Origin of the sequence: Enterococcus sp. 9D6_DIV0238 (assembly GCF_002174455.2) — a bacterium.
Classification (GTDB): Bacteria; Bacillota; Bacilli; order Lactobacillales; family Enterococcaceae; genus Enterococcus_L; species Enterococcus_L dunnyi.
The window spans coordinates 472,153-495,480 of the sequence record NZ_CP147246.1 but is presented as its reverse complement, the minus strand read 5'-3'; the positions used below and the strand labels follow the sequence as shown (position 1 = coordinate 495,480).

General features: G+C 36.9%; 23 protein-coding genes. 18 read left to right on the top strand and 5 right to left on the bottom strand.

The window, feature by feature from the left end; translation table 11 throughout:
- Positions 1–41 precede the first annotated feature (41 nt).
- The 7 genes from A5889_RS02285 (at position 42) to A5889_RS02255 (ending at position 7,608) form a co-directional block, all read left to right on the top strand.
- Positions 42–3,470 (top strand): pyruvate carboxylase, encoded by a 3,429-nt coding sequence (locus A5889_RS02285; RefSeq protein WP_087640255.1) that lies wholly within the window; start codon positions 42–44, stop codon positions 3,468–3,470.
- 19 nt (positions 3,471–3,489) lie between these two features.
- On the top strand, positions 3,490–4,614 hold the full coding sequence (locus tag A5889_RS02280; RefSeq protein WP_087640254.1) for a CAP-associated domain-containing protein: 1,125 nt from the start codon (positions 3,490–3,492) through the stop codon (positions 4,612–4,614).
- Positions 4,615–4,616: 2 nt separating this feature from the next.
- On the top strand, positions 4,617–5,048 hold the full coding sequence (locus tag A5889_RS02275; RefSeq protein ID WP_087640253.1) for a YlbF family regulator: 432 nt from the start codon (positions 4,617–4,619) through the stop codon (positions 5,046–5,048).
- Complete coding sequence (locus A5889_RS02270; RefSeq protein WP_087640252.1) at positions 5,038–5,388, top strand: YlbG family protein; 351 nt, start codon at positions 5,038–5,040, stop codon at positions 5,386–5,388. Before A5889_RS02275 ends, A5889_RS02270 begins: the two co-directional genes overlap by 11 nt.
- A gap of 109 nt (positions 5,389–5,497) precedes the next feature.
- Positions 5,498–6,043 carry a 16S rRNA (guanine(966)-N(2))-methyltransferase RsmD gene (rsmD, locus tag A5889_RS02265; protein ID WP_087640251.1) on the top strand — a complete coding sequence of 182 codons (546 nt, stop codon included), beginning with the start codon at positions 5,498–5,500 and terminating at the stop codon, positions 6,041–6,043.
- Between the two features lie 10 nt (positions 6,044–6,053).
- Positions 6,054–6,554, top strand: a complete 501-nt coding sequence (gene coaD, locus A5889_RS02260) for a pantetheine-phosphate adenylyltransferase (RefSeq protein WP_087640250.1) — start codon at positions 6,054–6,056, stop codon at positions 6,552–6,554.
- On the top strand, positions 6,547–7,608 hold the full coding sequence (locus A5889_RS02255) for a SepM family pheromone-processing serine protease (RefSeq protein WP_087640249.1): 1,062 nt from the start codon (positions 6,547–6,549) through the stop codon (positions 7,606–7,608). Before coaD ends, A5889_RS02255 begins: the two co-directional genes overlap by 8 nt.
- A gap of 48 nt (positions 7,609–7,656) precedes the next feature.
- Here A5889_RS02255 and A5889_RS02250 read toward each other — a convergent pair whose 3' ends face one another.
- Both A5889_RS02250 and A5889_RS02245 read right to left on the bottom strand, forming a co-directional pair.
- Entirely contained in the window at positions 7,657–8,445 is a 789-nt protein-coding gene (locus tag A5889_RS02250; RefSeq protein WP_087640248.1) for a hypothetical protein, read from the bottom strand.
- A 29-nt stretch (positions 8,446–8,474) separates the two neighbouring features.
- A complete protein-coding gene (locus tag A5889_RS02245) occupies positions 8,475–8,993 on the bottom strand; it encodes a sigma-70 family RNA polymerase sigma factor (RefSeq protein WP_087640247.1) in 519 nt (172 codons plus the stop codon).
- 98 nt (positions 8,994–9,091) lie between these two features.
- On the opposite strand from A5889_RS02245, the gene A5889_RS02240 reads away from it, so the two are divergent.
- The 5 genes from A5889_RS02240 (at position 9,092) to A5889_RS02220 (ending at position 14,180) form a co-directional block, all read left to right on the top strand.
- Positions 9,092–9,709 (top strand): helix-hairpin-helix domain-containing protein, encoded by a 618-nt coding sequence (locus tag A5889_RS02240; RefSeq protein WP_087640246.1) that lies wholly within the window; start codon positions 9,092–9,094, stop codon positions 9,707–9,709.
- 170 nt (positions 9,710–9,879) lie between these two features.
- Positions 9,880–10,386: a ComE operon protein 2 gene (locus tag A5889_RS02235; RefSeq protein WP_207114543.1), complete on the top strand. Its 507-nt coding sequence runs from the start codon at positions 9,880–9,882 to the stop codon at positions 10,384–10,386.
- Complete coding sequence (locus A5889_RS02230; protein WP_242585269.1) at positions 10,349–12,688, top strand: DNA internalization-related competence protein ComEC/Rec2; 2,340 nt, start codon at positions 10,349–10,351, stop codon at positions 12,686–12,688. The genes A5889_RS02235 and A5889_RS02230 overlap by 38 nt, the downstream gene beginning before the upstream one ends.
- Before the next feature lie 49 nt (positions 12,689–12,737).
- Positions 12,738–13,769: a DNA polymerase III subunit delta gene (gene holA / locus A5889_RS02225; protein ID WP_087640244.1), complete on the top strand. Its 1,032-nt coding sequence runs from the start codon at positions 12,738–12,740 to the stop codon at positions 13,767–13,769.
- Positions 13,770–13,793: 24 nt separating this feature from the next.
- Entirely contained in the window at positions 13,794–14,180 is a 387-nt protein-coding gene (locus tag A5889_RS02220; protein WP_087640243.1) for an ester cyclase, read from the top strand.
- Positions 14,181–14,477: 297 nt separating this feature from the next.
- Here A5889_RS02220 and rpsT read toward each other — a convergent pair whose 3' ends face one another.
- Complete coding sequence (rpsT, locus tag A5889_RS02215; RefSeq protein WP_069662814.1) at positions 14,478–14,732, bottom strand: 30S ribosomal protein S20; 255 nt, start codon at positions 14,730–14,732, stop codon at positions 14,478–14,480.
- 213 nt (positions 14,733–14,945) lie between these two features.
- Here rpsT and A5889_RS02210 point away from each other — a divergent pair, with 213 nt between their 5' ends.
- From A5889_RS02210 to A5889_RS02200, 3 genes are all read left to right on the top strand, one after another.
- Positions 14,946–15,980, top strand: a complete 1,035-nt coding sequence (locus A5889_RS02210; protein WP_087640242.1) for an inorganic phosphate transporter — start codon at positions 14,946–14,948, stop codon at positions 15,978–15,980.
- Positions 15,981–16,044: 64 nt separating this feature from the next.
- Complete coding sequence (locus tag A5889_RS02205) at positions 16,045–16,668, top strand: DUF47 domain-containing protein (protein WP_087640241.1); 624 nt, start codon at positions 16,045–16,047, stop codon at positions 16,666–16,668.
- A 73-nt stretch (positions 16,669–16,741) separates the two neighbouring features.
- The gene (locus A5889_RS02200; protein ID WP_176372778.1) at positions 16,742–17,380 is read left to right on the top strand and encodes an HD domain-containing protein; all 639 of its coding nucleotides are present in this window, start codon (positions 16,742–16,744) and stop codon (positions 17,378–17,380) included.
- 68 nt (positions 17,381–17,448) lie between these two features.
- On the opposite strand, the gene A5889_RS02195 is transcribed toward A5889_RS02200, so the two are convergent.
- Positions 17,449–19,383, bottom strand: coding sequence for a heavy metal translocating P-type ATPase (locus A5889_RS02195; RefSeq protein WP_087640240.1), 1,935 nt, complete (start codon positions 19,381–19,383; stop codon positions 17,449–17,451).
- A gap of 307 nt (positions 19,384–19,690) precedes the next feature.
- Complete coding sequence (locus A5889_RS02190; protein ID WP_087640239.1) at positions 19,691–20,521, bottom strand: undecaprenyl-diphosphate phosphatase; 831 nt, start codon at positions 20,519–20,521, stop codon at positions 19,691–19,693.
- Positions 20,522–20,701: 180 nt separating this feature from the next.
- Between A5889_RS02190 and A5889_RS02185 the strand changes: the two genes are divergently transcribed.
- The 3 genes from A5889_RS02185 to murQ all read left to right on the top strand — a co-directional run bounded on the left by A5889_RS02185 (position 20,702) and on the right by murQ (position 23,318).
- The gene (locus A5889_RS02185; protein ID WP_087640238.1) at positions 20,702–21,193 is read left to right on the top strand and encodes a PTS sugar transporter subunit IIA; all 492 of its coding nucleotides are present in this window, start codon (positions 20,702–20,704) and stop codon (positions 21,191–21,193) included.
- Positions 21,194–21,364: 171 nt separating this feature from the next.
- Positions 21,365–22,429: a DUF871 domain-containing protein gene (locus A5889_RS02180; RefSeq protein WP_087640237.1), complete on the top strand. Its 1,065-nt coding sequence runs from the start codon at positions 21,365–21,367 to the stop codon at positions 22,427–22,429.
- Position 22,430: 1 nt separating this feature from the next.
- On the top strand, positions 22,431–23,318 hold the full coding sequence (murQ, locus tag A5889_RS02175; RefSeq protein WP_087640236.1) for an N-acetylmuramic acid 6-phosphate etherase: 888 nt from the start codon (positions 22,431–22,433) through the stop codon (positions 23,316–23,318).
- Positions 23,319–23,328 lie beyond the last annotated feature (10 nt).

Sequence of the window (23,328 nt, the reverse complement as noted above, 5' to 3'; positions counted from 1 at the left end):
ATAAATGATGTTTAGCTGAATAAAAAGGTAGGAGTGAAGGAATGAAAAAAGTTTTAGTAGCAAATCGTGGAGAAATTGCAATCAGAATTTTTAGAGCCTGTACGGAGATGCACATCGGGACAGTGGCAATCTATGCAGCAGAAGATGAATATTCAGTACATCGTTTTAAAGCTGACGAAGCTTATTTGGTTGGTAAAGGGAAAAAACCAATTGAAGCCTACCTTGATATGGAAGATATCATTCGCATTGCCAAGAAATCTGGAGCAGATGCGATCCATCCTGGCTATGGTTTTCTTTCAGAAAATCTAGAATTTGCTCGTCGTTGTGAAGAGGAAGGATTGATTTTCGTAGGTCCTTCTTTACATCACTTAGACATATTTGGTGACAAGATCAAAGCGAAAGAAGCCGCAGTTGCAGCAGGTATTGCTTCGATTCCGGGTTCGGATGGTCCTGTTCAAACTGTTGATGCAGTGTTAGAGTTTGGTCGGACACATGGCTTTCCGATCATGATCAAAGCAGCATTAGGCGGCGGCGGTCGTGGAATGCGTGTTGCTCATGATGAAAAAGAAGCGAGAGAAGGTTATGATCGGGCTAAAAGTGAAGCTAAAGCAGCCTTCGGTTCAGATGAAGTTTATGTTGAAAAATATATCTCTAATCCTAAACATATAGAAGTCCAGATTCTAGGCGACAGCCATGGTAACGTTATTCACTTATTTGAGCGTGATTGTTCTGTTCAGCGTCGTCATCAAAAAGTAGTCGAAGTTGCACCGTGTATCTCGATGAACGAAGAACAACGATTGAAAATCTGTGATGCTGCTGTCCAATTGATGCAGCATGTCGGATATATCAATGCAGGTACGGTTGAATTCCTAGTTGAAGGGGATCAATTTTACTTTATCGAAGTCAATCCTCGTGTTCAGGTGGAACATACGATTACAGAAATGATCACGGATATTGATATCGTAGTTTCTCAACTGCAAATTGCACAAGGACTTGATTTGCATAAGGATATGAAAATTCCTCAACAAAAAGATATTGCATTGAACGGCGCAGCGATTCAATGTCGAATCACTACAGAAGATCCGTTGAATCAATTTATGCCTGATACAGGTAAAATCGATACGTATCGTTCGCCAGGCGGATTTGGTGTGCGTCTAGATGTAGGGAATGCATACTCTGGTGCGGTGGTAACACCTTACTTTGATTCACTTTTAGTAAAAGTTTGTACGCATGGTTTTACCTTTGATAAAGCGATTCAAAAAATGGAGCGTTGCTTACGTGAATTCAGAATTCGCGGAGTCAAAACAAATATCCCGTTCCTTCATAAAGTTATTGGTCATCCTGAATTTCAATCGGGGGAAGCAAAGACGACTTTTATTGACAACACACCGCAATTATTCGAATTTCCTAAGTTGAGAGACCGTGGAAATAAAACGATGAAATATATTGGAGAAGTAACAGTCAATGGTTTCCCAGGTGTAGAAAAATCGACAAAGAAATACTTTGATGCACCGCGGATTCCAACTGACTTAGAATTACGTGAAAACTACGTCACAGCTAAAAATATTTTAGATGCAAAAGGCGCTGCTGGTGTGATCGATTGGATCAAGGCACAGGAAAATGTACTATTAACAGATACAACCTTCCGTGATGCCCACCAAAGCTTACTGGCGACTCGTGTGAGAACACAGGACTTTAAAGAAATTGCTCGTCTGACAGGAGAAGGTCTACCTGAATTATTCTCAAGTGAGATGTGGGGGGGCGCGACCTTTGATGTTGCTTATCGTTTTTTAAATGAAGATCCGTGGCAAAGACTTCGCAAGATTCGTAAATTGATGCCGAACACATTACTGCAAATGCTCTTTAGAGGTTCGAATGCAGTAGGATATCAAAACTATCCAGATAATGTGATCGAAGAGTTTATCAAAGAATCAGCAAGACAAGGAATCGATGTTTTTCGAATTTTTGACAGCTTGAACTGGCTTCCGCAAATGGAAAAAAGTATTCAAGCAGTTAGAGATACTGGAAAAATCGCTGAAGCTGCTATTTGCTATACTGGCGATATCAATGATCCTTCAAGAGCAAAATATAACGTTGAATACTATAAAAACATGACGAAAGAGCTTGAACAAATGGGCGCTCATATCATCGCAATCAAAGATATGGCTGGATTACTAAAACCACAAGCTGCTTACCGTTTGATCAGTGAATTGAAAGCAACAACGGATCTTCCTATACATTTGCATACCCATGATACTAGCGGGAATGGTATTATCACGTATTCTGCAGCAACAAAAGCTGGTGTTGATATTGTGGATGTTGCGACTAGTGCAATGAGTGGCGCAACAAGTCAACCAAGTATGAGCAGTCTGTATTATGCCTTAGTTAATGGTGAAAGAACACCTGATATCAATGTTGATAATGCTCAAAAAATCAATCATTACTGGGAAGATGTTCGTATGTATTACAAACCGTTTGAAAATGGATTGAATGCACCGCAAACAGAAGTATACATGCATGAAATGCCTGGTGGACAATACTCTAACTTACAACAACAGGCAAAAGCAGTTGGGTTAGGTCATAAATGGGATGACATCAAAAAAATGTATCATACAGTGAATCAAATGTTTGGCGATATCGTCAAAGTAACACCTTCTTCAAAAGTTGTTGGAGACATGGCGCTATTCATGGTACAAAATGATTTAACAGAAGAGGATATTTTTTCTAATGGAGAAAGCTTGAGCTTCCCTGAATCAGTAGTCACTTTTTTCCAAGGAGACTTAGGTCAACCCGTTGGTGGTTTTCCAAAAGAGCTTCAGAGTATCATTTTAAAAGGACGTCCAGCGTTTACAGAAAGACCCGGAAGCTTAGCGGCACCTGTAAAATTTGATAAAGTTAAGGACGAGCTGGCTGAACTGATTGGCTATGAACCTAAATTGGAAGAGATTTTAAGCTATTTGATGTATCCGCAAGTATTTTTAGATTATCGTACATCTTATCAAAACTTTGGGGATGTGACGTTGTTGGATACGCCAACCTTCTTCCAAGGTATTCGTCAAGGTGAATCAGTAGAAGTCCAAATTGAAAAAGGAAAAACGTTGATCATTCGTCTAGACGAAGTTGGTGAGCCTGATATTGAAGGAAATCGAGTACTCTTCTTCAACTTGAACGGGCAGCGTAGAGAAGTTGTCATAAAAGATACATCCGTTAAATCAGCGATTCAGGCAAAAAGAAAAGCTGAGCCGACGAACAAAGAACAGATTGGTGCAACGATGTCTGGCTCTGTACTTCAAGTGCTAGTCAAAAAAGGTGATAAGGTCAAAAAAGGTGATGCTTTACTGGTCACTGAAGCAATGAAAATGGAAACAACGATTGAAGCACGTTTCGATGGCGAGGTAGAACATATCTATGTTGTCGAAGGTGAAGCAATCAGTTCTGGAGATCTTTTAATAGAAGTCAGCGAAAAATAAGTGAAAAGTGGGGAAAAAGATGAGACGATTTTTAGCTTTCTTGGGCGTATTTTTAGTAGTCCTAACGATTGGCTATTTAGAGCCTGTCTTTTTTCCTGCTGAAAAACCGAAGCAAGTAGCAGATGATTTTGGGAGACAGAACGTCTCCCATACTGCTTTGCCATATGAAGAGCTTTCTGCTTCTGGATATGCGGAGTATGTTGGAAAGCCGATATCGGAATTTGTTGCTAAATTCGGTGAACCTCTTGAAAAACAACCATCGGGTATGCCTTATGAGCTATGGACTTACGGAGAAAAAGATGCAGACTATCTAGAAGTGAATGTCCAAAATGAAAAAATTTCGATGATCAAAGCGTTCAACGATTCAAAAGAATTAGTGCCATTTTCGATTGGAATGAATTTATCAGATGTTTCAGAACGGATGACGATCTATTCAGATTTTGCTTTTACATATAAAGAAACAAACTATAACATAGAGTTGATGGAAGAAGATATGAATTATCGTCCGCTGATTGCTTTCGATAATCAATCGTTCGCCATTTTGTTTTTCAATCAAGGAGATAGTGAACTTGCTGCAGTGGTTTATCTTGATAAGGAATCGTTATTGACGCTGATGCCCTATCAATTGATTGAAGGGGAAGCACTTCCTTTAATACCTGAAAATCAATTGACCGGATTTGATCCAATCAAAAGTAATCAGGTCATTCGTACGATCAATTTATTGAGAATGAAAGAAAAACTTGAAACATACGCTATTTCAACTGAAAGTCAAAAGAATGCTCAAAAACTTTTTGAGCTTTTGCCTAAACAGCAAAAGAATATCTTTTCCGCTGAACGATTGGAAAACTGGCAGTTCAGTAAAGAACAATTGAGCGCAACTGAGACATTTGTCTTGTCTAATGATGAATACCAAAAATTGCTGAAATTAGGACAGATGGACAAAAAAAATACGACTGGCATGTACACAGAACCGATTTACGATCCATCCTTTACTGTTCTTTCATGGTTTTCTGATTCGCTCTATCATTCTCGTTTTGCCCATGAAGGAAATGAAAACATTGGCGTTGCATTCTCTAAAGCAAGTATGTTAGTCTTAATACAAGAGACTGAAAAAGAAATATCTCAGACAGAGGATAGTGAATAAGTATGATCATTACAGAAAAACTTTTTGAAATAGAGGATCAGGTAGAGAATCTTGTTAGTGCAATTTTGGCAAGTGACAGTATTACTTTATATAAGAAAAATCGAGAAGCAATGTATACTTCACAGGATATCATGGAGAAGCAAAAGACTTTTTTGAGTGCTAAAGAGTCATTTGAACGAATTGAGCCCTATGGAAATCATGCACCAGATTTTAGAACAAAGCAGCGTGCTGTGCGACAAGCGAAGAGAGCACTGGATATGAGTGAAGAAGTAGCAGAGTTCCGTTTTTCTGAGACAGAAGTGCAAACGATTTTGGATGTAATCGGACTTTCAGTTGCTAAAACGATTTCTGAAGATATCAAAGTGAACGCTGGGAATCCATTCTTCGAAAAAGGAAAACACTCAGGTTGTGGAGGTAGTTGTCATGCAAGTTAACGAGGAAAAAGAACTGAATATTCAAAAACGTCGTTGTTTAGTTGTATGGGTATATAGCTTAAAGCAACTAAGGACATTAAAACGTTTTGGTTTGATACACTATGTTTCACGACGTATGAAGTATGTAGTTATCTATATGAATGAAGAAGATATCGAAACATCAGAAGCGAAAATCAACGGACTTCATTTTGTACGTAAAGTCGAACGGTCATACAGACCAGACGTGGAAATGAACTTCGCAGAAAAAATCGGGACAAAAGCAGCCTATCAATATAAAGAAGAAGAGGGATTTGAAGTTGAGGAACTAAATACCCAAATTCGTTTAGCTGAAAATGTCTAAAAATCAAGATGAAAAATGTGCACGAACGTCAAACATTTTTCATCTTTTTTCTGTATATTTGGTATACTATTAAGGAAATAGTGAAATAAGCAAAGGAGCGTTAAATGACATGCGCGTGATTTCTGGAGAGTACGGCGGACGCCGTTTGAAAGCATTGGATGGCGACCACACACGTCCAACAACAGATAAAGTCAAAGAATCGATATTCAATATGATTGGCCCTTATTTTGATGGAGGTGTAGTGTTAGATCTATATGCTGGAAGTGGTGGACTGGCAATAGAAGCAGTCTCTAGGGGAATGGATCTGGGAATCTGTATTGAAAAAAATTTTGCGGCAATCAAAATTATTCAAGAAAATATTGCGATCACTAAAGAACCGGAAAAATTTATCATAAAAAAAATGGACGCAAATAAAGCAATCGATTTTCTCAAAGAAGAGCAACGTATATTTGATTTAGTTTTACTAGATCCGCCTTATGCAAAACAAGAAATAGAAAAGCAAATCGAGAAGATGATAGTTCATCGATTATTGAGTGAACAGACAGTCATCGTCTGTGAAACAGATAAATCAGTAACACTTCCAGAAAATATTGGTCCTTTAGCCAAGACACGAGAAGTGATCTATGGTATTACTCAAATCACGATTTATAAATAGGAGGGAAATGATGGGTAGAGTTGCACTTTTTCCAGGAAGTTTTGATCCGCTGACAAATGGTCATTTAGATTTGATCGAGCGCAGTACGAAGATTTTTGATAAAGTCATTGTCGGTGTTTTTGTGAATACAAATAAAAAGGCATTATTTACTTTAGAAGAAAAGCTCTTATTGATCAAGCAATCGACAGCGCATTTAAAAAATGTAGAAGTTGTTACACAAGAAAGCAAGTTGACTGTAGAAAGTGCTGCTGAGCTGGGAGCAAACTTTTTGATCCGTGGAATTAGAAATGTGAAAGATTACGAGTATGAAAAAGATATTGCTATGATGAATCATCATTTGGCTGCCAGCATAGAAACAGTATTTTTACTGGCAGATGAAACATATGGACATATTAGCTCCAGTTTGTTAAAAGAAGTGCTGACATTTGGAGGCGATGTTTCTGCTTATTTGCCAAAGCCAGTTAATGAAGCGCTAAATCAAAAGAATCGTGAGTTGAAGATGAATGAATAATGAACAAGAAGAAAGAATATCTATAAAATCTATGTTGCCGTTTGTGCTTGTCATAGTATTGATCATTGCCATGATTTTTCCGATCCCTTATTATATTGAAGGACCTGGAACGACAGAAAATTTGAAAGACTTTGTGTCTGTTGATAATAAACAAGATACAGAACCAGGAGCATTTTATTTAACCACTGTAGGTGTCCGTAAAGCTACTCTAGCTTCTTTGATAACTGCTTCATTTTCTGATTTTCAAGAAATAGTGAGTAAGAAAGATCTGATGGGATCAAGTACCAACAGTGAATACGAGCGAATTCAGCAATATTATATGGACTCGTCGAAAAATGCAGCAATCGAACAAGCATTAAAGTTAGCAAACGTACCATATGACATGCAATTCAAAGGTGTTTATGTACTAGCAATTGAAGATAACTCAAGTTTCAAAGGAAAAATTTCTGTTGGTGATACTGTAACAGGAATCGATGGGAAAACATTTAAAAGTAGCGAAGAATTTGTTGCATATGTCAAAAAACAAAAGGTCGGTCAAGAAGTCACTGTTAGCTATTTACAAGATGGAAAAGCTAAAGAAGCAACAGGTAAGCTGATTGAACTACCGACCGATAAAAAAGCAGGGATTGGTATCGGCTTGACCGATCATACAGAAATCGATTCGTCGATTCCCGTTGAAATCGATTCTGGTGATATCGGTGGTCCTTCAGCCGGTTTAATGTTTACACTGGAAACGTATGAACAGTTAACACAAAAAGGTATACGTAAAGGCTATAAAATCGCTGGAACAGGGACGATCAATACAGACGGCATCGTTGGAAGAATTGGCGGAATTGATAAAAAAGTAGTGACCGCAAGTAAAAATAAGGCAGATATTTTCTTTGCTCCTGATGATGAAATCACAAAAGAAATGAAAGAAGCAGAGCCGAAAATCAAAACAAATTACGAAGAAGCGAAAGCTACTGCTAAAAAAATAGGAACATCAATGAAGATCGTTCCTGTAAAAAATGTGCAAGACGCTTTATACTACCTTGAAACATTGAAAGAAAAATAAAAAAACAGAGACTAAATCAACCTCGAATTTGATTTAGTCTCTATTTTTTTAATGAACAACAACTGAAGGATGAAGCATTGAAGAGGAACCGAAATCAAATAGGTATTTTGCTGGTCCAAGATGAAAAATACCTCCTAAAGCTAAAAAGAATAGAAATAAAACAGCGGCTCCGATAGAAAAATAGAGAATAAAACGATAGGCAAGTACGGGGTTATTAACGACTTGGTCAAAACGTTTTTTACGATAAATATTTTCTGTCACGAGAATCGTTTTCAGTAATGGAATTTCTGTTAACTGTTGTTTCAAAATATCTGCATCCCGTTCACTTAATAACTCTGAGAAAATATGGTTTTCTGACTCAAAGTCAAATGTATAAGTTGAAAGAAAAGAACGTGTAGGTTTGAAACCATTCCAATTGAAGTACGAGACTTTATTTTGCTTTAGAGTGATTGCTTTAATCGTATCATAAGGATAGCTGAATAAAGGTTGATGATCGAGAAATTCAATGATAGTGGTGTAAATCATCCGCTGATTGGTGAAGATCAGAACACGATTCCCGCGAAGATCGTTGAACTCTTTTAAATATGCTTTGGCTGCCTCAGTTCTAGGATGATACATGCCTAGTAAGCCACTACCGACAGCAGAAACATTCTCTCCGTCAGAAGTTAGTGGTAAGTAAGCACTGATTTCTTCACCTTCATTCAATTGTTCTTTTAGCTGATCGATAAAGCTTTGCAAAAAAATATACATTTTAGTTTGATTATATAAGTCTCTTTTTTGTTGCTTGTTCAGTTCAGTGTTGACTTGGTTTACGGTAGATTTAAATAAATTTACCATGATGACTCCTCCTAATGTCTTTAGTATGATCATTGTTGGATAGATTGTTTAAGTTTTTGTCTCCCGCGAGATAAACGATTGTATATTTGAGAAGTATCCATTGCCAAATCCTTCGCAATTTCTTTAGGTGAATCTTGATAATAGTAATATCTTAAGAAAATCAATTGATCTTCTCCATTTAAACAGTTCAGTAGATCTAAAAACTGTTCTTTCTCAAAATAGTCTTCTTCTAACAAAGTCTCTGGCAGCTGTTCAGTTGGAATTATTTGTTGTTCGCGAATGATCTGGCGCTTTTTATCAAGGCAAATATTTCGGGTGATCGTCATTGTCCAAGTTTTCAAGCTGCTTTTTTTCGCATCATAAGTAGCGATCTTCTGCCAAATACGATAAAAAACTTCATTTTCAGTTTCCTTATGATATATTTTTTCTTTCGGATGATTCAAAATGGAGCGAATACATTTTATGATATCGGTTCCAAATTCATCAATGAATTTTTCCAACCCTAAAAAATCCCTCTTGATCAATTGTGTAATAATGTCCTTTTCCACGTTTTATCACCTTCTTACTTTATTATACGATGGACTTTTTGTTTTTCTATCATGAAAATGAAAAATAATGCGTATTTTATAGATGAAGGAGGGAAAAAATGAATTACAGGGAGATCATCAGTAAATACAAGTATTACTTGATTGCAGGAGGAGTTGGGCTGCTTTTATGTTGTAGTGTTCTTTTATTTTTGATAAAAAAGCCGATTGAAGCAATAGACGAAGATTTTCAGATGGATATTTCTTCAACTCAACAAATAATGTCATCTGAATCAGCTCATGATCAAAGGCAGCTATATGTCGATATAAAAGGCGCAGTTAAGCAACCAGGAATGTATGAAGTGAAAATGAACATGAGAGTTTGGGATGCGGTCATGCTGGCCGGCGGTTTCAAGGAAGGGGCAGATACCAAGCAGGTCAACTTTGCTGAACAGCTTACGGATCAAATGGTGATCTATGTACCGCTCGAAGGAGAAGAACCTCCAATCAAACAAAATATGACCGGTGAAGAAGATACGACTGCAGCATCCAAGGTCAACCTCAATTTAGCGGATGAGTCACAGCTTCAAACCTTATCAGGCATTGGACTAAAAAAGGCACAGGAAATCATTCGCTATCGGGAAGAAAATGGCGGTTTCAAATCAATAGAGGAAATAAAGAATATTTCTGGATTTGGTGAAAAAACATTTGAACGATTAAAAGAGGCCATTACAATATAGCGCTTAATTAAAAGCACACTGTTATGCGAAGTATTTTTATAATATATCGCTTAGATTCTTGACGGGAGTTTTTCTATAATTTACTATTTGTATTAGACTATTATTTTTAAACAACAGCAAATTATTTTGAAAATGAGATAGACATTAGTATATAAAGAAGGAGCACAAAAATGACATTAGAACGGATTCCATGGGATCAATATTTTATGGCGCAAAGCGTATTATTATCTTTAAGAAGTACATGTACTCGATTAGAAGTCGGGGCTACGATCGTCAGAGACAAACGAATTATTGCTGGAGGGTACAACGGTTCTGTTAGTGGAGATGTCCATTGTATAGATGACGGTTGTTACGTTGTAGATGGGCATTGTGTCCGAACGATCCATGCAGAGATGAATGCTATTTTGCAATGTGCAAAATTCGGTATTCCTACAGAAGGTGCAGAAATTTACGTGACCCATTTTCCTTGTCTGCAATGTACGAAAATGATTTTACAAGCTGGAATCAAAAAAATTCATTATTTAAAGGATTATCGCAATGATCCTTATGCGCTGGATTTGATCAAACAGGTTGGTGCAAGTGTGGATCAAGTCACTCTCTCAAAGAAATATTTTGCCGAATTACAGTTAGGAGAAGAGCTTGCTTCAATGGACGAAGCACCTCAAGCAGATCAATAATCACTGGATATTTCCAGTACTTTTAGTAATAGGATCTGTATTTCTCATTATAGAATTTAACTGGCCGTCAGGTTTGATGTGTCTATATTTATGTTGGCGTATTGCTGCAACTCGAAATCAGGTGATCATCGCTGTTAGTTTTTTATGTACGTGTATTGCGATCATCTCCTGTTTTTGGGTGTTGAACAATGAAAAACAGCAAAAATTTGCAGAAGAAACCGAACTTTCTGGTACACTTAGTGTTTTGCCTGATAAAATGAACATTGATGGAGATCGTCTTCAATTAGAAGGAAAATTTTATTCTAAAACGCTCGGCAGAAAAATCGTTGCTTTTTATCAATTCTCCTCAAAGCTGGAAAAAGAAAGTTGGATGGAGCACACACAACCATTACAGTTGCATATGACAGGAACAGTTCAAACGCCTATAGCGCAAACCAATTTGCATGGCTTTGATTATCAGAACTATTTGAGGACAAAGGGCATTTACCAAACAGTGACAATCAAAAGTATCCAGAGTATTTCAGAGCAGCCTGTTCGATGGTATGACTTCAGGTCGTGGATCAGCAGCAATAGAAAAAAAGCGATTGATCATTGCTCGAAGATTTTCATGAAAGAAACTGCTTTACACGTAAAAATACTATTATTTGGGTATCGATCTAGTAATTTTTCCCAAAGAGAAGCTGTTTTGGCGAATTTGGGAATTCTTCATTTGTTTAGTTTGTCAGGAATGCATGTCGCATTTTTTATCGGTAGTTTTAGGTATTTATTTTTAAGGTCTGGACTTACTATAGAAAAATTATTTTGGTTACAACTGTTTTTTGTATTGATCTATGCAGGATTTACTGGTTTTTCTGTCAGTGTAGTACGTGCATTGGTCCAAAGTTCGATTGTCTTGGCTAACCAGCACTTTCGCTGGCAATTATCCAGATTAGATTGCTGGAGTTTAACGCTGATGATAGGCTTGTTTGTTCGTCCATATTTATTGTTTACGATCGGTGGGCAACTGAGTTATGGTTTGTCTTTTTTGATTCTCTTTGTACAGCCGATTGTTGAATGTATCAAGTATAGTCTTTTGAAAAGTTATTGTTTTTCATTACTTTTGAATGTTGCGATTGTTCCATTATTGGGACTTTCGTTTTTTGAGTGGCAGTTGACAGGGAGTGTGTTTACATTTGTGTTGTTGCCAGTTTTTGAACACATGATTTTACCTGTACTGACTATTAGTTTTGTTAGTTCTTATTTTATCAAGATTGATTTTTTTGTTGTTGGATTAGAATCCTATTTTCTTTTACAACAAAAAGTTTTTGAGTGGTTGAGCTATACAAGTACATTTACGATCATTATAGGTCACTTTTCATTTTGGTTATTGATAGCAGTCTTTCTTTCATTAGGGATTTTGCTGGACCGTCTACCTATAAAGCCAAAAAAAGCTTGTTGGTCTGGTGTTTTGTTGTTGTTATTACTTCAAAGTAAATACATTTTCCCCAAAGGAACAGTCGCTTTTATTGATGTTGGTCAGGGAGATTGTATTTTTATCCAAACCCCTTTTCATCAAGAAAATATTTTGCTCGATACTGGTGGTAAACTGATGTTTGAAAAAGAGGAATGGGCAATAAGAAATAAAGAAAAATCTAATGCTGACTATTCAGTTATTCCTTTTCTAAAAAGTAAAGGGGTGAAGTATTTAGATAAAGTGTTGATCAGTCACGGTGATCTGGATCATTGCGGGGATCTTTTAGAAATCCACAAAAAAATCCCGATTCGAGCTCTTTATTATCCAGCAGGTACGGAAAATAAGCAATTGTTTCAAAGGATGTTGAATACTTTAAAACAGTCGGGTGTTAAGTGTTATCCTGTTTTAGCAGGTCAGACGATCGGTCGCTCAATAGCGCTAAAAGTTCTAGCACCAACGACTAAAGGCAATGGAGAAAATCAAGATTCTTTAGTCATCTATTCAAAAATAGCTGATCGACGTTTTCTGTTTACTGGAGATTTGGAAAAGGAAGGTGAGAGGCAGTTGCTTGCAAGCTATCCTAATCTAAAAATAGACAGCTTAAAAGTCGGACATCATGGAAGTAAAACATCAACGGATGATTCATTTGTCAAACAAATTTCGCCTAGTGAAGCAATCATTTCATGTGGGCGGAACAACCGTTTTAAGCATCCTCATGGTGAAACTGAAGAAACATTAAAACAAGAAAATATAACGATTTTTCGAACAGATCAGGAAGGTATGGCATACTATGAATGGACGCCTTGGTCAAAAATGTCACCAGTGCAAACAATGATCAAACAAGACTAGCATTTCTTGAATTGTCATGATAGGATGGAAAAGAGAAATGAGGGGAATTATGAATTTACAAGAAGCGTTGCAGCAGGTTCGCCAACAACAGTTTGCCTCTGTGTATCTAGTTCAGGGGACAGAAGGCTATTTGAGTGAACTATTTAAAACAGAACTAATGAATCAATTGATCAAAACAGAAGATGATCAATTTAACTATTCTTCTTTTGATATGGAAGAGGTTCCTTTATCAGTAGCTATTGAAGAAGCTGAAACGATCCCATTCTTTGGTGATTACCGTTTAGTGTTTATCGAAAACCCTTATTTTTTAACAGCTGAAAGAAAAACAACGGGTCTTGATCATGACATCGATAGTTTATTGAAATATCTGGAAGAACCGTCTCCTACGACTATTTTAGTATTCAATGCAAGCGTTGAAAAATTAGATGAACGAAAAAAAATTACAAAATCATTGAAGAAACAAGCGGCATTCATCGATGTCAACCCAATGGGTGAACGTGAGGTCCGCCAATATATCGAACAAACCATTCAAAGTGAAGGTTATGACATTCGCCCAGAAGCTTTTGATTTATTATTGCAGCTGACAGATTTGAATTTATCCAAAGTAATGGGGGAGCTGCAGAAACTATTCCTTTTTTCTTCAGAAGATAAAATTATTTCTCTTCACGCTGTAAAAGAACTAGTACCAAAATCGTTGGAGCATAATGTCTTTGATTTAACGAATGAGGTCTTGTCAGGAAATGGAGAAAAAACAATACAGCTCTATGAAGATCTTTTGCTTCAAGGCGAGGAAACGATCAAGCTGAATGCGATTTTACTAAATCAAATTCGTTTATTTTTGCAAACAAAAATCCTAGCTAAACTTGGATATCAACAAGCCAATATTGCAGATACACTAAAAATCCATCCTTATCGTGTAAAATTGGCATTGCAGCAAGTGAGACGCTTTGAATTGGAACGATTGGAAGAGATCTATGATGAGCTAGTAGAAAATGATGTTAAAATGAAAACTGGCAAGATGGATAAAGAGCTGCTTTTTGAATTATTTATTCTGAAATTGTCTGCTCAAGGCGTAAGGTAATAGATAGGAAGGGAGCTAGATTGCATGAAGAAGCCAAAAGAGATCGTTGCAGATTTTTTTAGAAATGTCCGCTCAGGGAAAGATGTTGATACTGCATCTATTTATATGCACGAGTGTGTAATTGCCCATCAAATCCAATCTGAGAATGAATATGTAATCGAGCGGTCTCCACAAGATTATATCGAACACGTAAAAGAAATGCAGGATATCTATGGTCAGTTTCACTTAGAAATCCAAGAGTTGTTAGAAGATGGGAATAAGGTGTATGTTCGTTGGAAACAAACTGGAACGATGTCAGACAGAAAAGAAATTATTCAAATTGCCAGTGCAGTTTATTTGGTTGAAGATGAGAAAATCTCTGAATATTGGATCCAAATCGATCGTAAAGGATTGGAGCTTCAAAACAACTAGAATCAATGCATGAATTTTAAATGAGATACAGTATTTTGAAGCCGATCTTCGATGTTGGAATGTTTTTCTTTGATCCAAATTGATATCTATCTAAGCAGAGACAAAAGTCGATTAGGCTTCAATCGGTATGAAAATAGTACAATATGCTTTTATTTTTAGAGAATTGTAGAAGAATCTGATTTTTACCCATCATTTATTACGTTTTAGAGTGCGAGACAAAATGGATTTCTTCGTTTTTTTTCGCACTCTTTTGGTGCAAAAAAAGAAGCTGACCATATGGCAGCTTCTGCAAATTCATTATTTTGCTAATTTTTTGCTTAGACGAGATTTGTCGCGGCTCGCTTTGTTTTTATGGATCAATCCTTTTGATTCAGCCATGTCCACAGCTCTAGCAGCTTCTTTATATAGCTCATCCGCGTTATCAGCACCTGTAGCTACAGCATCTTCAAATTTCTTGATTGCTGTACGCATAGAATTCTTTTGAGATGAATTTTGAGCATTCGCGTTTGCGTTAGTACGTACACGTTTAATTGCAGATTCAATATTTGGCATTTCTTTCACCTCCGATAAAATAAGGTCTTACACAGGAATATCCATATGTAATTCAACACTAATCATTATACCTAATCCAAACTGTCATTGCAATAAAAGATGACAAGTTTTTTTCCTTAACAGTAAATTTAATGTATTTGTAGGGATAAAACAGAGCATATATGAAAAAATGGATACTTTTAACAAATTATATGATATTATTACAGATGAAAAATGAAATGGTGGGGTGTCATAGTGAATATTGCTTTAGTGATTACGGTTACGCTAGTGATGGGAGTTATCTTTGTTAATGGTTGGACAGATGCGCCGAATGCAATTGCAACCGCTGTCTCGACCCGTGTGTTGAAGCCAAATGTAGCGATTTGGATGGCAGTAGTAATGAATTTTTTAGGTGCATTAGTTATGACGTATTTCAACGCTCAGGTAGCGGAAACAATTAGTAATATCGTCAGTTTTGATGCACAGGGAAATGCTTCTCAGGTAGCATTAGCAGCCTCTTTATTTTCAATCGTTGTTTGGTCGGTTGCGGCTTGGTATTTTGGTATACCAACAAGTGAAAGCCATGCTTTGATCGCGGGCTTGACTGGTTCTGCAATGGCTTTAGGTGGTATTGGAGCGGTTAACGGGTCTGAATGGACAAAAGTATTGGTTGGATTAGTGGTTTCAACCGTTATGGGCTTTGGTGGCGGTTTTATCGTAACGAAGTTGATTGTAATCCTTTTCAGAGGTGTTGCCAGAAGAACAGCGGATAAAGTTTTCACCTATGGTCAGGCATTTGGTGCTGGAGCTAACGCTTTTTTGCATGGTGCTCAAGATGGTCAAAAATTTATGGGGGTTTTTATGCTTGGATTATATTATAATAATCTTGCTGAAAAATCTGGAGCGGGTTTCATTATTCCTATTTGGGTCATGGTCTTATGTTCTGTAACGATGGGAGTAGGAACTTCAGTTGGTGGTATGCGTATCATCAAGTCCGTTGGAATGGATATGGTAAAATTAGAACGTTATCAAGGCTTTGCTGCTGATTTAAGTACGGCAGTATGCTTATTTGCTGCTTCAATTGCTGGTATTCCAGTGTCTACGACACATACAAAGACGACTGCGATCATGGGGGTAGGTGCTTCAAAACGCGTGTCAAGTGTAGATTGGCGTATTGTAAAAGAAATGCTGATTGCCTGGGTTTTAACATTTCCAGGTTGTGGTCTGATTGCTTTTATCATGGCTAAGTTGTTTGTAGCCCTATTTTGATCGAGCATAAAAATAGAAAACAAAACCAATAACGATAGAGAGTTAAGCTAAGGGAGAGAGTAAAATGGCAAGAAAGAAACAATTTGACTATTTTGGAGAGTTGGAGCATCTGGCGAGAAATGCCCATCAGGCAGCAGAGATCTTAGAAATGATCGCGATTAATTATTCTTTGGATTATTTAGAAAAAGAAGCAATAAAAATCCATGATCTGGAACGCGAAGGCGATCAAATCGTTAAACAAATTTTAAGTGAATTATATGTCTCTTTCATCACACCTATCGATCGGGAAGACATTGTTGAAATCACAGAACGACTAGATGATGTGCTGGATACAATCAATAGTATTGCTTATTTATTGAGCAGTTTAGTCGTTAAGGAACTGAAAGAAAATGCAATGGTATTTATTACCTATGCTTTAGAAGCTACAGCAGGGGTTTTAACGGCGACAAAAGAGTTTGCAAAGTTCAAAAATTCTAAAACATTACGGACGATGATGGATGAAGTCAGTGAGATCGAAGGCAAAGCTGATAGGCTTTACAGTGAATCCCTGAAAGATTTATTTACAAATGAAGAAAATCCGATTGAAGTCATTCGCTGGAAAAACGTTTATGATCAATTGGAAGATTTACTGAATGCAAGTGAATCAGTCGTAGATGTTATTGGCGGGTTAGTCATAAAGAATAGTTAAATGAAATACAGTGTTAGGTTGGAATAAATCGAATTTGTTTCAGCCTTTTTTCGAGCGATTAGGAGGATGTTAGATGGATATGCAGACAATAGATGTGCTCAAAGCGTTTGTTCGATCAAAATTGAGAGAGGATCAAAGTGGTCATGGCATGGACCATATAGAGCGTGTCGTCCGAAATGCACAAAAAATCATACAAACACAAGCGTGTGATGAATTTGTCGTAGTAGCTGCAGCATATCTTCATGATGTTGCAGATGAAAAGCTTGTTGAGGATCAGGAAAAAGCATATCAAGAGATTAAAGAAGTTTTGCAAGTGAATGGTGTTCCTGTTGAGAAGATCGAGCATATCCTTTACATCATTAAAAACCTTTCATTCAGTCAGGAATTTGAAGGAAAGAAAACGGAATTAAGTATAGAAGGACAAATCGTTCAAGATGCTGATCGGCTGGATGCAATGGGAGCGATCGGGATCATCCGAACTATTTATTATGGTGGGCACAAAGGAAATAAAATTTATGACTCTGCTATTAAGCCAAGATTATTACAAAATAAATCAGAGTACAGGGAAGAAAGTACAGTCATCAATCATTTTTATGAAAAAATTCTACTATTGAACGATCGTTTAAATACGCCCTATGCCAAAAAAATAGGAAAGCAGCGACAAGAATTTTTGGAAAAATTTCTTAAAGAATTTCTTGAAGAATGGGAGTAAGGAGTTATTAGAGGTAGATAAAAAAGGAGATACTCATCCAGCAATGAGCGTCTCCTTTTTTGTCTATTTTAAATACTTGATTCACTACGACTATATGAATTTAGTGGCTTTAATGGTGTTTGTGCTTTGGTCTTTACGTGCTCGATCGGAATCGTCTTAAGTAACCTCAAACCATTTAAAATTACCAAGATCGTGCTTCCTTCATGACCGATCACTCCTAAAGGAAGGCTGATGATTTGGAAAAAATTTGAAAGAACTAAAAGACAAATGACAAAGGCTGAAAATAGTATATTTTGCATGACGATTCGTTTTAATTTTTTTGAAAGCAAATGACTCATCTGTAGTTTTTCTAAATCATTTTGCATCAAAACGACATCTGCAACATCCATTGCAATATCCGTTCCGCCGCCCATTGCAACACCGATCGCTGCATTAGCTAAAGCGGGAGCATCGTTGATGCCATCCCCAACCATTGCATTAACACCGTAACGTTCTTTTTGTTGTTTGATAAGAATCGTCTTATCTTCTGGTAAACAGTTTGCATGAATTTCATCGATTTCTAGTTCATTTGCAACTGCAGCAGCAGTTCTTTCTTGATCTCCAGTGATCATCGTCGTATGAACACCGACTTGTTTAAAATAAGTAATGATCGATTTTGCTTCTGGTTTTGGAACATCTAACAATCCAAGGTAGGCAACGATCGTTTCCCCTTCAAAGAGATAGATGACTGTTTTACCATCTGCTTGTAGTTGTTCAATTTGCTCTAAAATATCTGATGTGATTGAAGAAGTATCCGCAAAAGAAATTTTCCCTAATCGCCAGACTGTAGAATTGATTGTAGTTTCCATTCCGAAACCTACAACGTTTTTGACATCAAGTTGTTCATAATGAGTGGTGCTTTCTTCATCAAAACGGTCGATCACTGCTTGTGCAAGCGGATGAGTAGAGTGGCGCTCCATTGCGACTAAAATATCGACTGCTTTTTGTTTGTCACTCAGAAATATAGCATCTGTTACAATAGGTTTTCCTTTTGTCAGAGTTCCAGTTTTATCAAAAGCAACTGCTTTTAATGCTGCTAAGTTCTCTAAATAGACACCGCCCTTGAATAGGACGCCATTTCTAGCACCATTTGAGATGGCAGCCAAAGTGGCAGGTGTTGCTGAAGCAACCAATGCACAAGGGGAAGCGACAACGAGTAATACCATTCCACGATAAAAGCTTTCGTTCCAAGACCAGCCCAAAAAGAAATAAGGAATCAAAATCATTAGAGGAATAGTGATCAATACAATTTTTACATAAGTGTTTTCCAATTTTTCAATAAAGCTTGCTGTTTGTGAAGGGGTATTTTGTGCTTCATCGACCAATCGAATGATTTTGGCAAATAGAGTATCTTCACTATTTTTTGTAACCGTCATTGTAAAAGCTTCACCAAGGTTGATCGTTCCTCCAAATAATAAATCTGAGGCACTTTTTTCAACAGGTACAGATTCTCCTGTGATCGCCGCTTCGTCAATGGTAGATGTTCCGGCAGCTAATTGACCATCGATCGGAATACTTGAACCTTTTGGAACGAGTAATGTATCTCCGATTTCTAATGTATCGACAGATACTTCTGTTGTTTTTCCATTATCAAATAGTAAAGCAGTCTCTGGCTGTAAATTCATCAGGCTGGCAATTTCTTTTTTACTTTTGTTTGTCGTGTATTCTTCAAGGGCACCGCTCAGACAAAAGATAAACGTCAACATTGCTCCTTCAAACCAATTTCCAATGATACAAGCACCAATAGCAGCTAAGGCCATCAATAAATCTACATTCAAATGTTTGTCTTCAAAAGTGCTGATCAAGCCCTCTTTTGTTTGTTTAAATCCACCGAAAACAATAGCTAAAATAAAAATGATCGGATAAAAAGTAGTACCTGATTTTTCTAACATAAAACCTGCAATCATAAAAATAAGACATAAAATAGTAGATAGAATTGCTTTTTTTTCTTTTGAAAGTTTCATTTTCATCACTCCTCAATAAGAGCATAACATAAACTGATTCTAATTGATAATAAAATATTCTAAATGAGAATGATAGTGATTATCATTTAGGGAAAACCTATTTTTATTAGGGTTTTACCTTATTTTTTAAATATATTAATTCTAATTAAGAGTGATAATCATTATCATTTTAAGTAACAAAAAATAGGACTAAGAAATAACTCTAAGAGTTACAACTTAGTCTCTTTAAAAGCAAATAGATATTGGAAGCAAAAGTAGCTATTATGCTGTACTTCAATTACGTTAGCTACCTGTACAGTATGAATAATCAAGAAAATAGCCAATAGCTAATTAGTAGAACACCTAAAATAATTCGGTACCAACCAAAAATGGTAAAGTCATTACGTTTCAAGTAGTTCAATAAGAACTTGATCACGATGATCGAAACGACAAAAGCAACGATAGAACCTGTTAATAAAACAACAGTCTCATTAAAACTGAATGAGTTGCCTTTTGCAATAAATTTGATGATTTTCAAGAAACTAGCACCAAACATGACAGGAATTCCCATGAAAAATGAAAACTCGGTTGCAACGAATCGCGAAGCGCCAATTAGAATCGCACCTAAGATAGTTGCACCTGAGCGTGAAGTTCCAGGAATTAATGATAAAACTTGGAAAAAACCAACGATTGCGGCAGCTTTGTAAGTGAAACTGTTCAGATCGCTGCATTTTGGTTCGCGTGTTTTGTTTCTTTTCTCGATAATGATGAAAGCAACACCATAAATGATCAACATAAGAGAAACAGTAAAGAAATTGTGAAATTTCGCTTCCAGCCAATCATCTAGCAAAATACCAATGATTCCAGCTGGTACAGTAGCCACAAGGACTTTTGTCCATAAGAGCCAAGTATCTCGCTTTTCATTCTCATCTTTTTGAGGAGAGAAGGGGTTTAACTTATGAAAATAAAGAACGACAACGGCCATGATCGCTCCTAGTTGGATCACGACATTGAACATTTCCATAAAATCAGCGCTAAGATTCATCTTAATAAATTCATCAACTAGGATCAGGTGACCGGTACTACTGATCGGCAACCACTCGGTAACTCCTTCAATAATCCCTAAAAAAATTGCTTTCCATAAATTTGATAAAAGCATAGGTTCAATCCTTTCAATGTAAAAATAATAAAATCACTAATAGTATACCTTTTTGAATGAAAAAAACCAACTAACAATTATGTGACGTTAGAAAAAATTAGAATCCAGCGATTGGTGGTTGTATTTGCTTTAAGAATTTTCTATACTATTACTATTCATAAAATTGGAGGAAAATAAATAATGTTTGGATTTTTAAAAAAGAAAGAACCATCACAAGTAAATGAAACACTATATGCAGTAGCAACTGGGAAAGTAATTCCTATCACTGAAGTAAATGATCCTGTATTTTCACAAAAAATGATGGGTGATGGCTTTGCAGTTCTTCCGGAAACTGGAGAAATTTATGCACCGATCGAAGGGAAAATTTTGAGCGTATTTCAGACGAAACATGCAGTTGGGATGAAAATGGCTAATGGACTGGAAGTTTTACTGCATATGGGAATCGATACAGTAGAATTAAATGGTGCACCGTTTTCTATCAAGGTGACGGAAGGAACAAAGGTTGTACCAGGAACATTGATTGCGACGGTTGATCTAGAAAAAATCATTTCAGCTGGTAAAGCAACCGATATGGTGGTCGTTATTACCAATATGGATGCTGTGAAAGAATTTGATCTAACAAAGACAGGACAGGTCACTGCTGGAGAGATAGTAGGTAGTGCAAAGGCATAAAGAGTGAAATATTATTTCATCAAGTAGAACAGACAATCCACTGTTGTTTGTTCTATTTTTTTATGCGTTCTTTGAAAAAAAATTCCGTTTTTAAAACAAAATAAATATTTAACTTGAAATTTTATTTCAAAAGAATTATAATGAAAGCGTGTTAGAGAGGAGCAGATGGATATGTATGGGATATCAGTTTTTCTTGGTGAAGACCTAACAAAAGAGATGCAAACTTATATACAAGAAATGAGCCGCATTGGAGTAAAAGGAATATTTACTTCTTTGCATATTCCAGAAGACAATAGTGAATTGTACGCACAACGACTAAGAGTATTAGGTGAGATTGCTTCTAAAAATGGAATGAAGCTAATGGTCGATATCTCTGGTGAAGCCTTAAACCGCGCTGGTTTTTCTTTTGAACGTTTGGAAGAAATTATTGCCATCGGTGTGACTGGATTACGTATGGATTATGCGATTTCTAATCAAAAAATCGCTCAAGTATCACATGTTATGGATGTCGGCTTAAATGCCAGCACGATTACATCAAAAGATGTTGCTGAGCTCAAACGATATGAAGCCGATTTTTCAAATTTTGAAGCGTGGCATAATTATTATCCGAGACCAGAGACTGGCTTAGGCAGTTCTTTTTTCTCTGAAAAAAATGAATGGTTGAAGGCATCAGGCTTTAAAGTCTTTGCTTTTGCACCAGGGGATGATCAATTGCGTGGTCCTTTGTTCATGGGGTTGCCAACTTTAGAAAAACATCGTCATGAACATCCTTTAGCGACTATGATCGAATTGAAAGAGCGATTCGCAGTTGATGGTGTCTATATTGGCGATCCAATGATTTCTAAACGTACGATGCGGCAATTGGAGCTATATTTGAGCCAAGGTGAACTGTTTTTGGAAGTTATTGATATGGGCAGCCGCTACTATTCATCGATTTTAGGAGAACATGTGAATCGCCAAGATGACGCGAGAGATGTGATTCGCAGTGCAGATGCTCGCTTTAAGAAAATAGACACGATCGTACCAGAAGAATCAATTGTACGATCATTGGGCAGTGTGACCATCGATAATTCAGAATATGGCCGCTATATGGGTGAAATTCAATTGACAAAAAAAACATTGCCTGCAGATAAAAAGGTCAATGTGGTGGCACGAGTAGTTACTGAAGATCAAGCGCTAATAAAAAGGATCGCCGCAGGTCGTAAATTTAAACTGTTAGATAAGGGGACATTATAAGATGAATTTAGAAAAACTGACAACAGAACGCAGAAATCAAGAAACAATGAATTTAGATGAAATGACTGTAGAAGAAGCGTTGATAAAAATGAATCAAGAAGATCAAAAGGTAGCTATTGCAGTTAGTGAAGCACTGCCGCAAATCGAACCGGCTGTTCACGTGATTATTGATGCTTTCAAAAAAGATGGACGTTTGATATATATGGGGGCGGGCACAAGCGGCCGCTTGGGTGTATTGGATGCGGCAGAGTGTGTGCCGACATTTGGTGTAGATCCTGAAATGGTGCAAGGTTTGATCGCTGGTGGGCAAAAGGCAATGACGATTGCCGTGGAAGGTGCGGAAGATTCTAAGGAATTTGGACAGGAAGATTTAATCGATATTCAACTAACTGATAAAGATGTCGTTGTTGGAATTGCAGCTAGCGGCCGTACTCCTTATGTAATTGGAGGATTGGAGTATGCGGCTTCTATTGGTGCAAAAACAGTTTCGGTTTCTTGCAACAAACATGCTGAAATCAGCCGTTATGCTGACTTTCCTATTGAAGTTGATGCAGGGCCTGAATTTTTAACAGGTTCCACACGTCTAAAATCTGGAACAGCACAAAAATTGATTTTAAATATGTTATCGACGGTGTCAATGATTGGAATTGGTAAAGTTTATAACAACTTAATGGTGGATGTGAAACCAACAAATGAAAAATTAGTGGAACGTGCTAAGCGTATCATTATGGAAGCGACAACTTGCGACTATCAAACAGCCGCTGACTATTTCATCAAAGCGGATGAAAATGTCAAACTGGCTATCGTGATGTTATTGACAAACTCCTCAAAAGAAGAGGCTGAAACAAAATTGATTCAGGGCAATCATTTTATCAAAAATACAATTTAAGGGAAAACTA

Excerpts from the sequence above, each read along its gene's own strand:
- A5889_RS02285 (WP_087640255.1), top strand. The coding sequence starts at position 42 with ATGAAAAAAGTTTTAGTAGCAAATCGTGGAGAAATTGCAATCAGAATT.
- A5889_RS02280 (WP_087640254.1), top strand. The coding sequence starts at position 3,490 with ATGAGACGATTTTTAGCTTTCTTGGGCGTATTTTTAGTAGTCCTAACG.
- A5889_RS02275 (WP_087640253.1), top strand. The coding sequence starts at position 4,617 with ATGATCATTACAGAAAAACTTTTTGAAATAGAGGATCAGGTAGAGAAT.
- A5889_RS02270 (WP_087640252.1), top strand. The coding sequence starts at position 5,038 with ATGCAAGTTAACGAGGAAAAAGAACTGAATATTCAAAAACGTCGTTGT.
- rsmD (WP_087640251.1), top strand. The coding sequence starts at position 5,498 with ATGCGCGTGATTTCTGGAGAGTACGGCGGACGCCGTTTGAAAGCATTG.
- coaD (WP_087640250.1), top strand. The coding sequence starts at position 6,054 with ATGGGTAGAGTTGCACTTTTTCCAGGAAGTTTTGATCCGCTGACAAAT.
- A5889_RS02255 (WP_087640249.1), top strand. The coding sequence starts at position 6,547 with ATGAATAATGAACAAGAAGAAAGAATATCTATAAAATCTATGTTGCCG.
- A5889_RS02250 (WP_087640248.1), bottom strand. The coding sequence starts at position 8,445 with ATGGTAAATTTATTTAAATCTACCGTAAACCAAGTCAACACTGAACTG.
- A5889_RS02240 (WP_087640246.1), top strand. The coding sequence starts at position 9,092 with ATGAATTACAGGGAGATCATCAGTAAATACAAGTATTACTTGATTGCA.
- A5889_RS02235 (WP_207114543.1), top strand. The coding sequence starts at position 9,880 with ATGACATTAGAACGGATTCCATGGGATCAATATTTTATGGCGCAAAGC.
- holA (WP_087640244.1), top strand. The coding sequence starts at position 12,738 with ATGAATTTACAAGAAGCGTTGCAGCAGGTTCGCCAACAACAGTTTGCC.
- A5889_RS02220 (WP_087640243.1), top strand. The coding sequence starts at position 13,794 with ATGAAGAAGCCAAAAGAGATCGTTGCAGATTTTTTTAGAAATGTCCGC.
- rpsT (WP_069662814.1), bottom strand. The coding sequence starts at position 14,732 with ATGCCAAATATTGAATCTGCAATTAAACGTGTACGTACTAACGCAAAC.
- A5889_RS02210 (WP_087640242.1), top strand. The coding sequence starts at position 14,946 with ATGAAATGGTGGGGTGTCATAGTGAATATTGCTTTAGTGATTACGGTT.
- A5889_RS02205 (WP_087640241.1), top strand. The coding sequence starts at position 16,045 with ATGGCAAGAAAGAAACAATTTGACTATTTTGGAGAGTTGGAGCATCTG.
- A5889_RS02200 (WP_176372778.1), top strand. The coding sequence starts at position 16,742 with ATGGATATGCAGACAATAGATGTGCTCAAAGCGTTTGTTCGATCAAAA.
- A5889_RS02195 (WP_087640240.1), bottom strand. The coding sequence starts at position 19,383 with ATGAAACTTTCAAAAGAAAAAAAAGCAATTCTATCTACTATTTTATGT.
- A5889_RS02190 (WP_087640239.1), bottom strand. The coding sequence starts at position 20,521 with ATGCTTTTATCAAATTTATGGAAAGCAATTTTTTTAGGGATTATTGAA.
- A5889_RS02185 (WP_087640238.1), top strand. The coding sequence starts at position 20,702 with ATGTTTGGATTTTTAAAAAAGAAAGAACCATCACAAGTAAATGAAACA.
- A5889_RS02180 (WP_087640237.1), top strand. The coding sequence starts at position 21,365 with ATGTATGGGATATCAGTTTTTCTTGGTGAAGACCTAACAAAAGAGATG.
- murQ (WP_087640236.1), top strand. The coding sequence starts at position 22,431 with ATGAATTTAGAAAAACTGACAACAGAACGCAGAAATCAAGAAACAATG.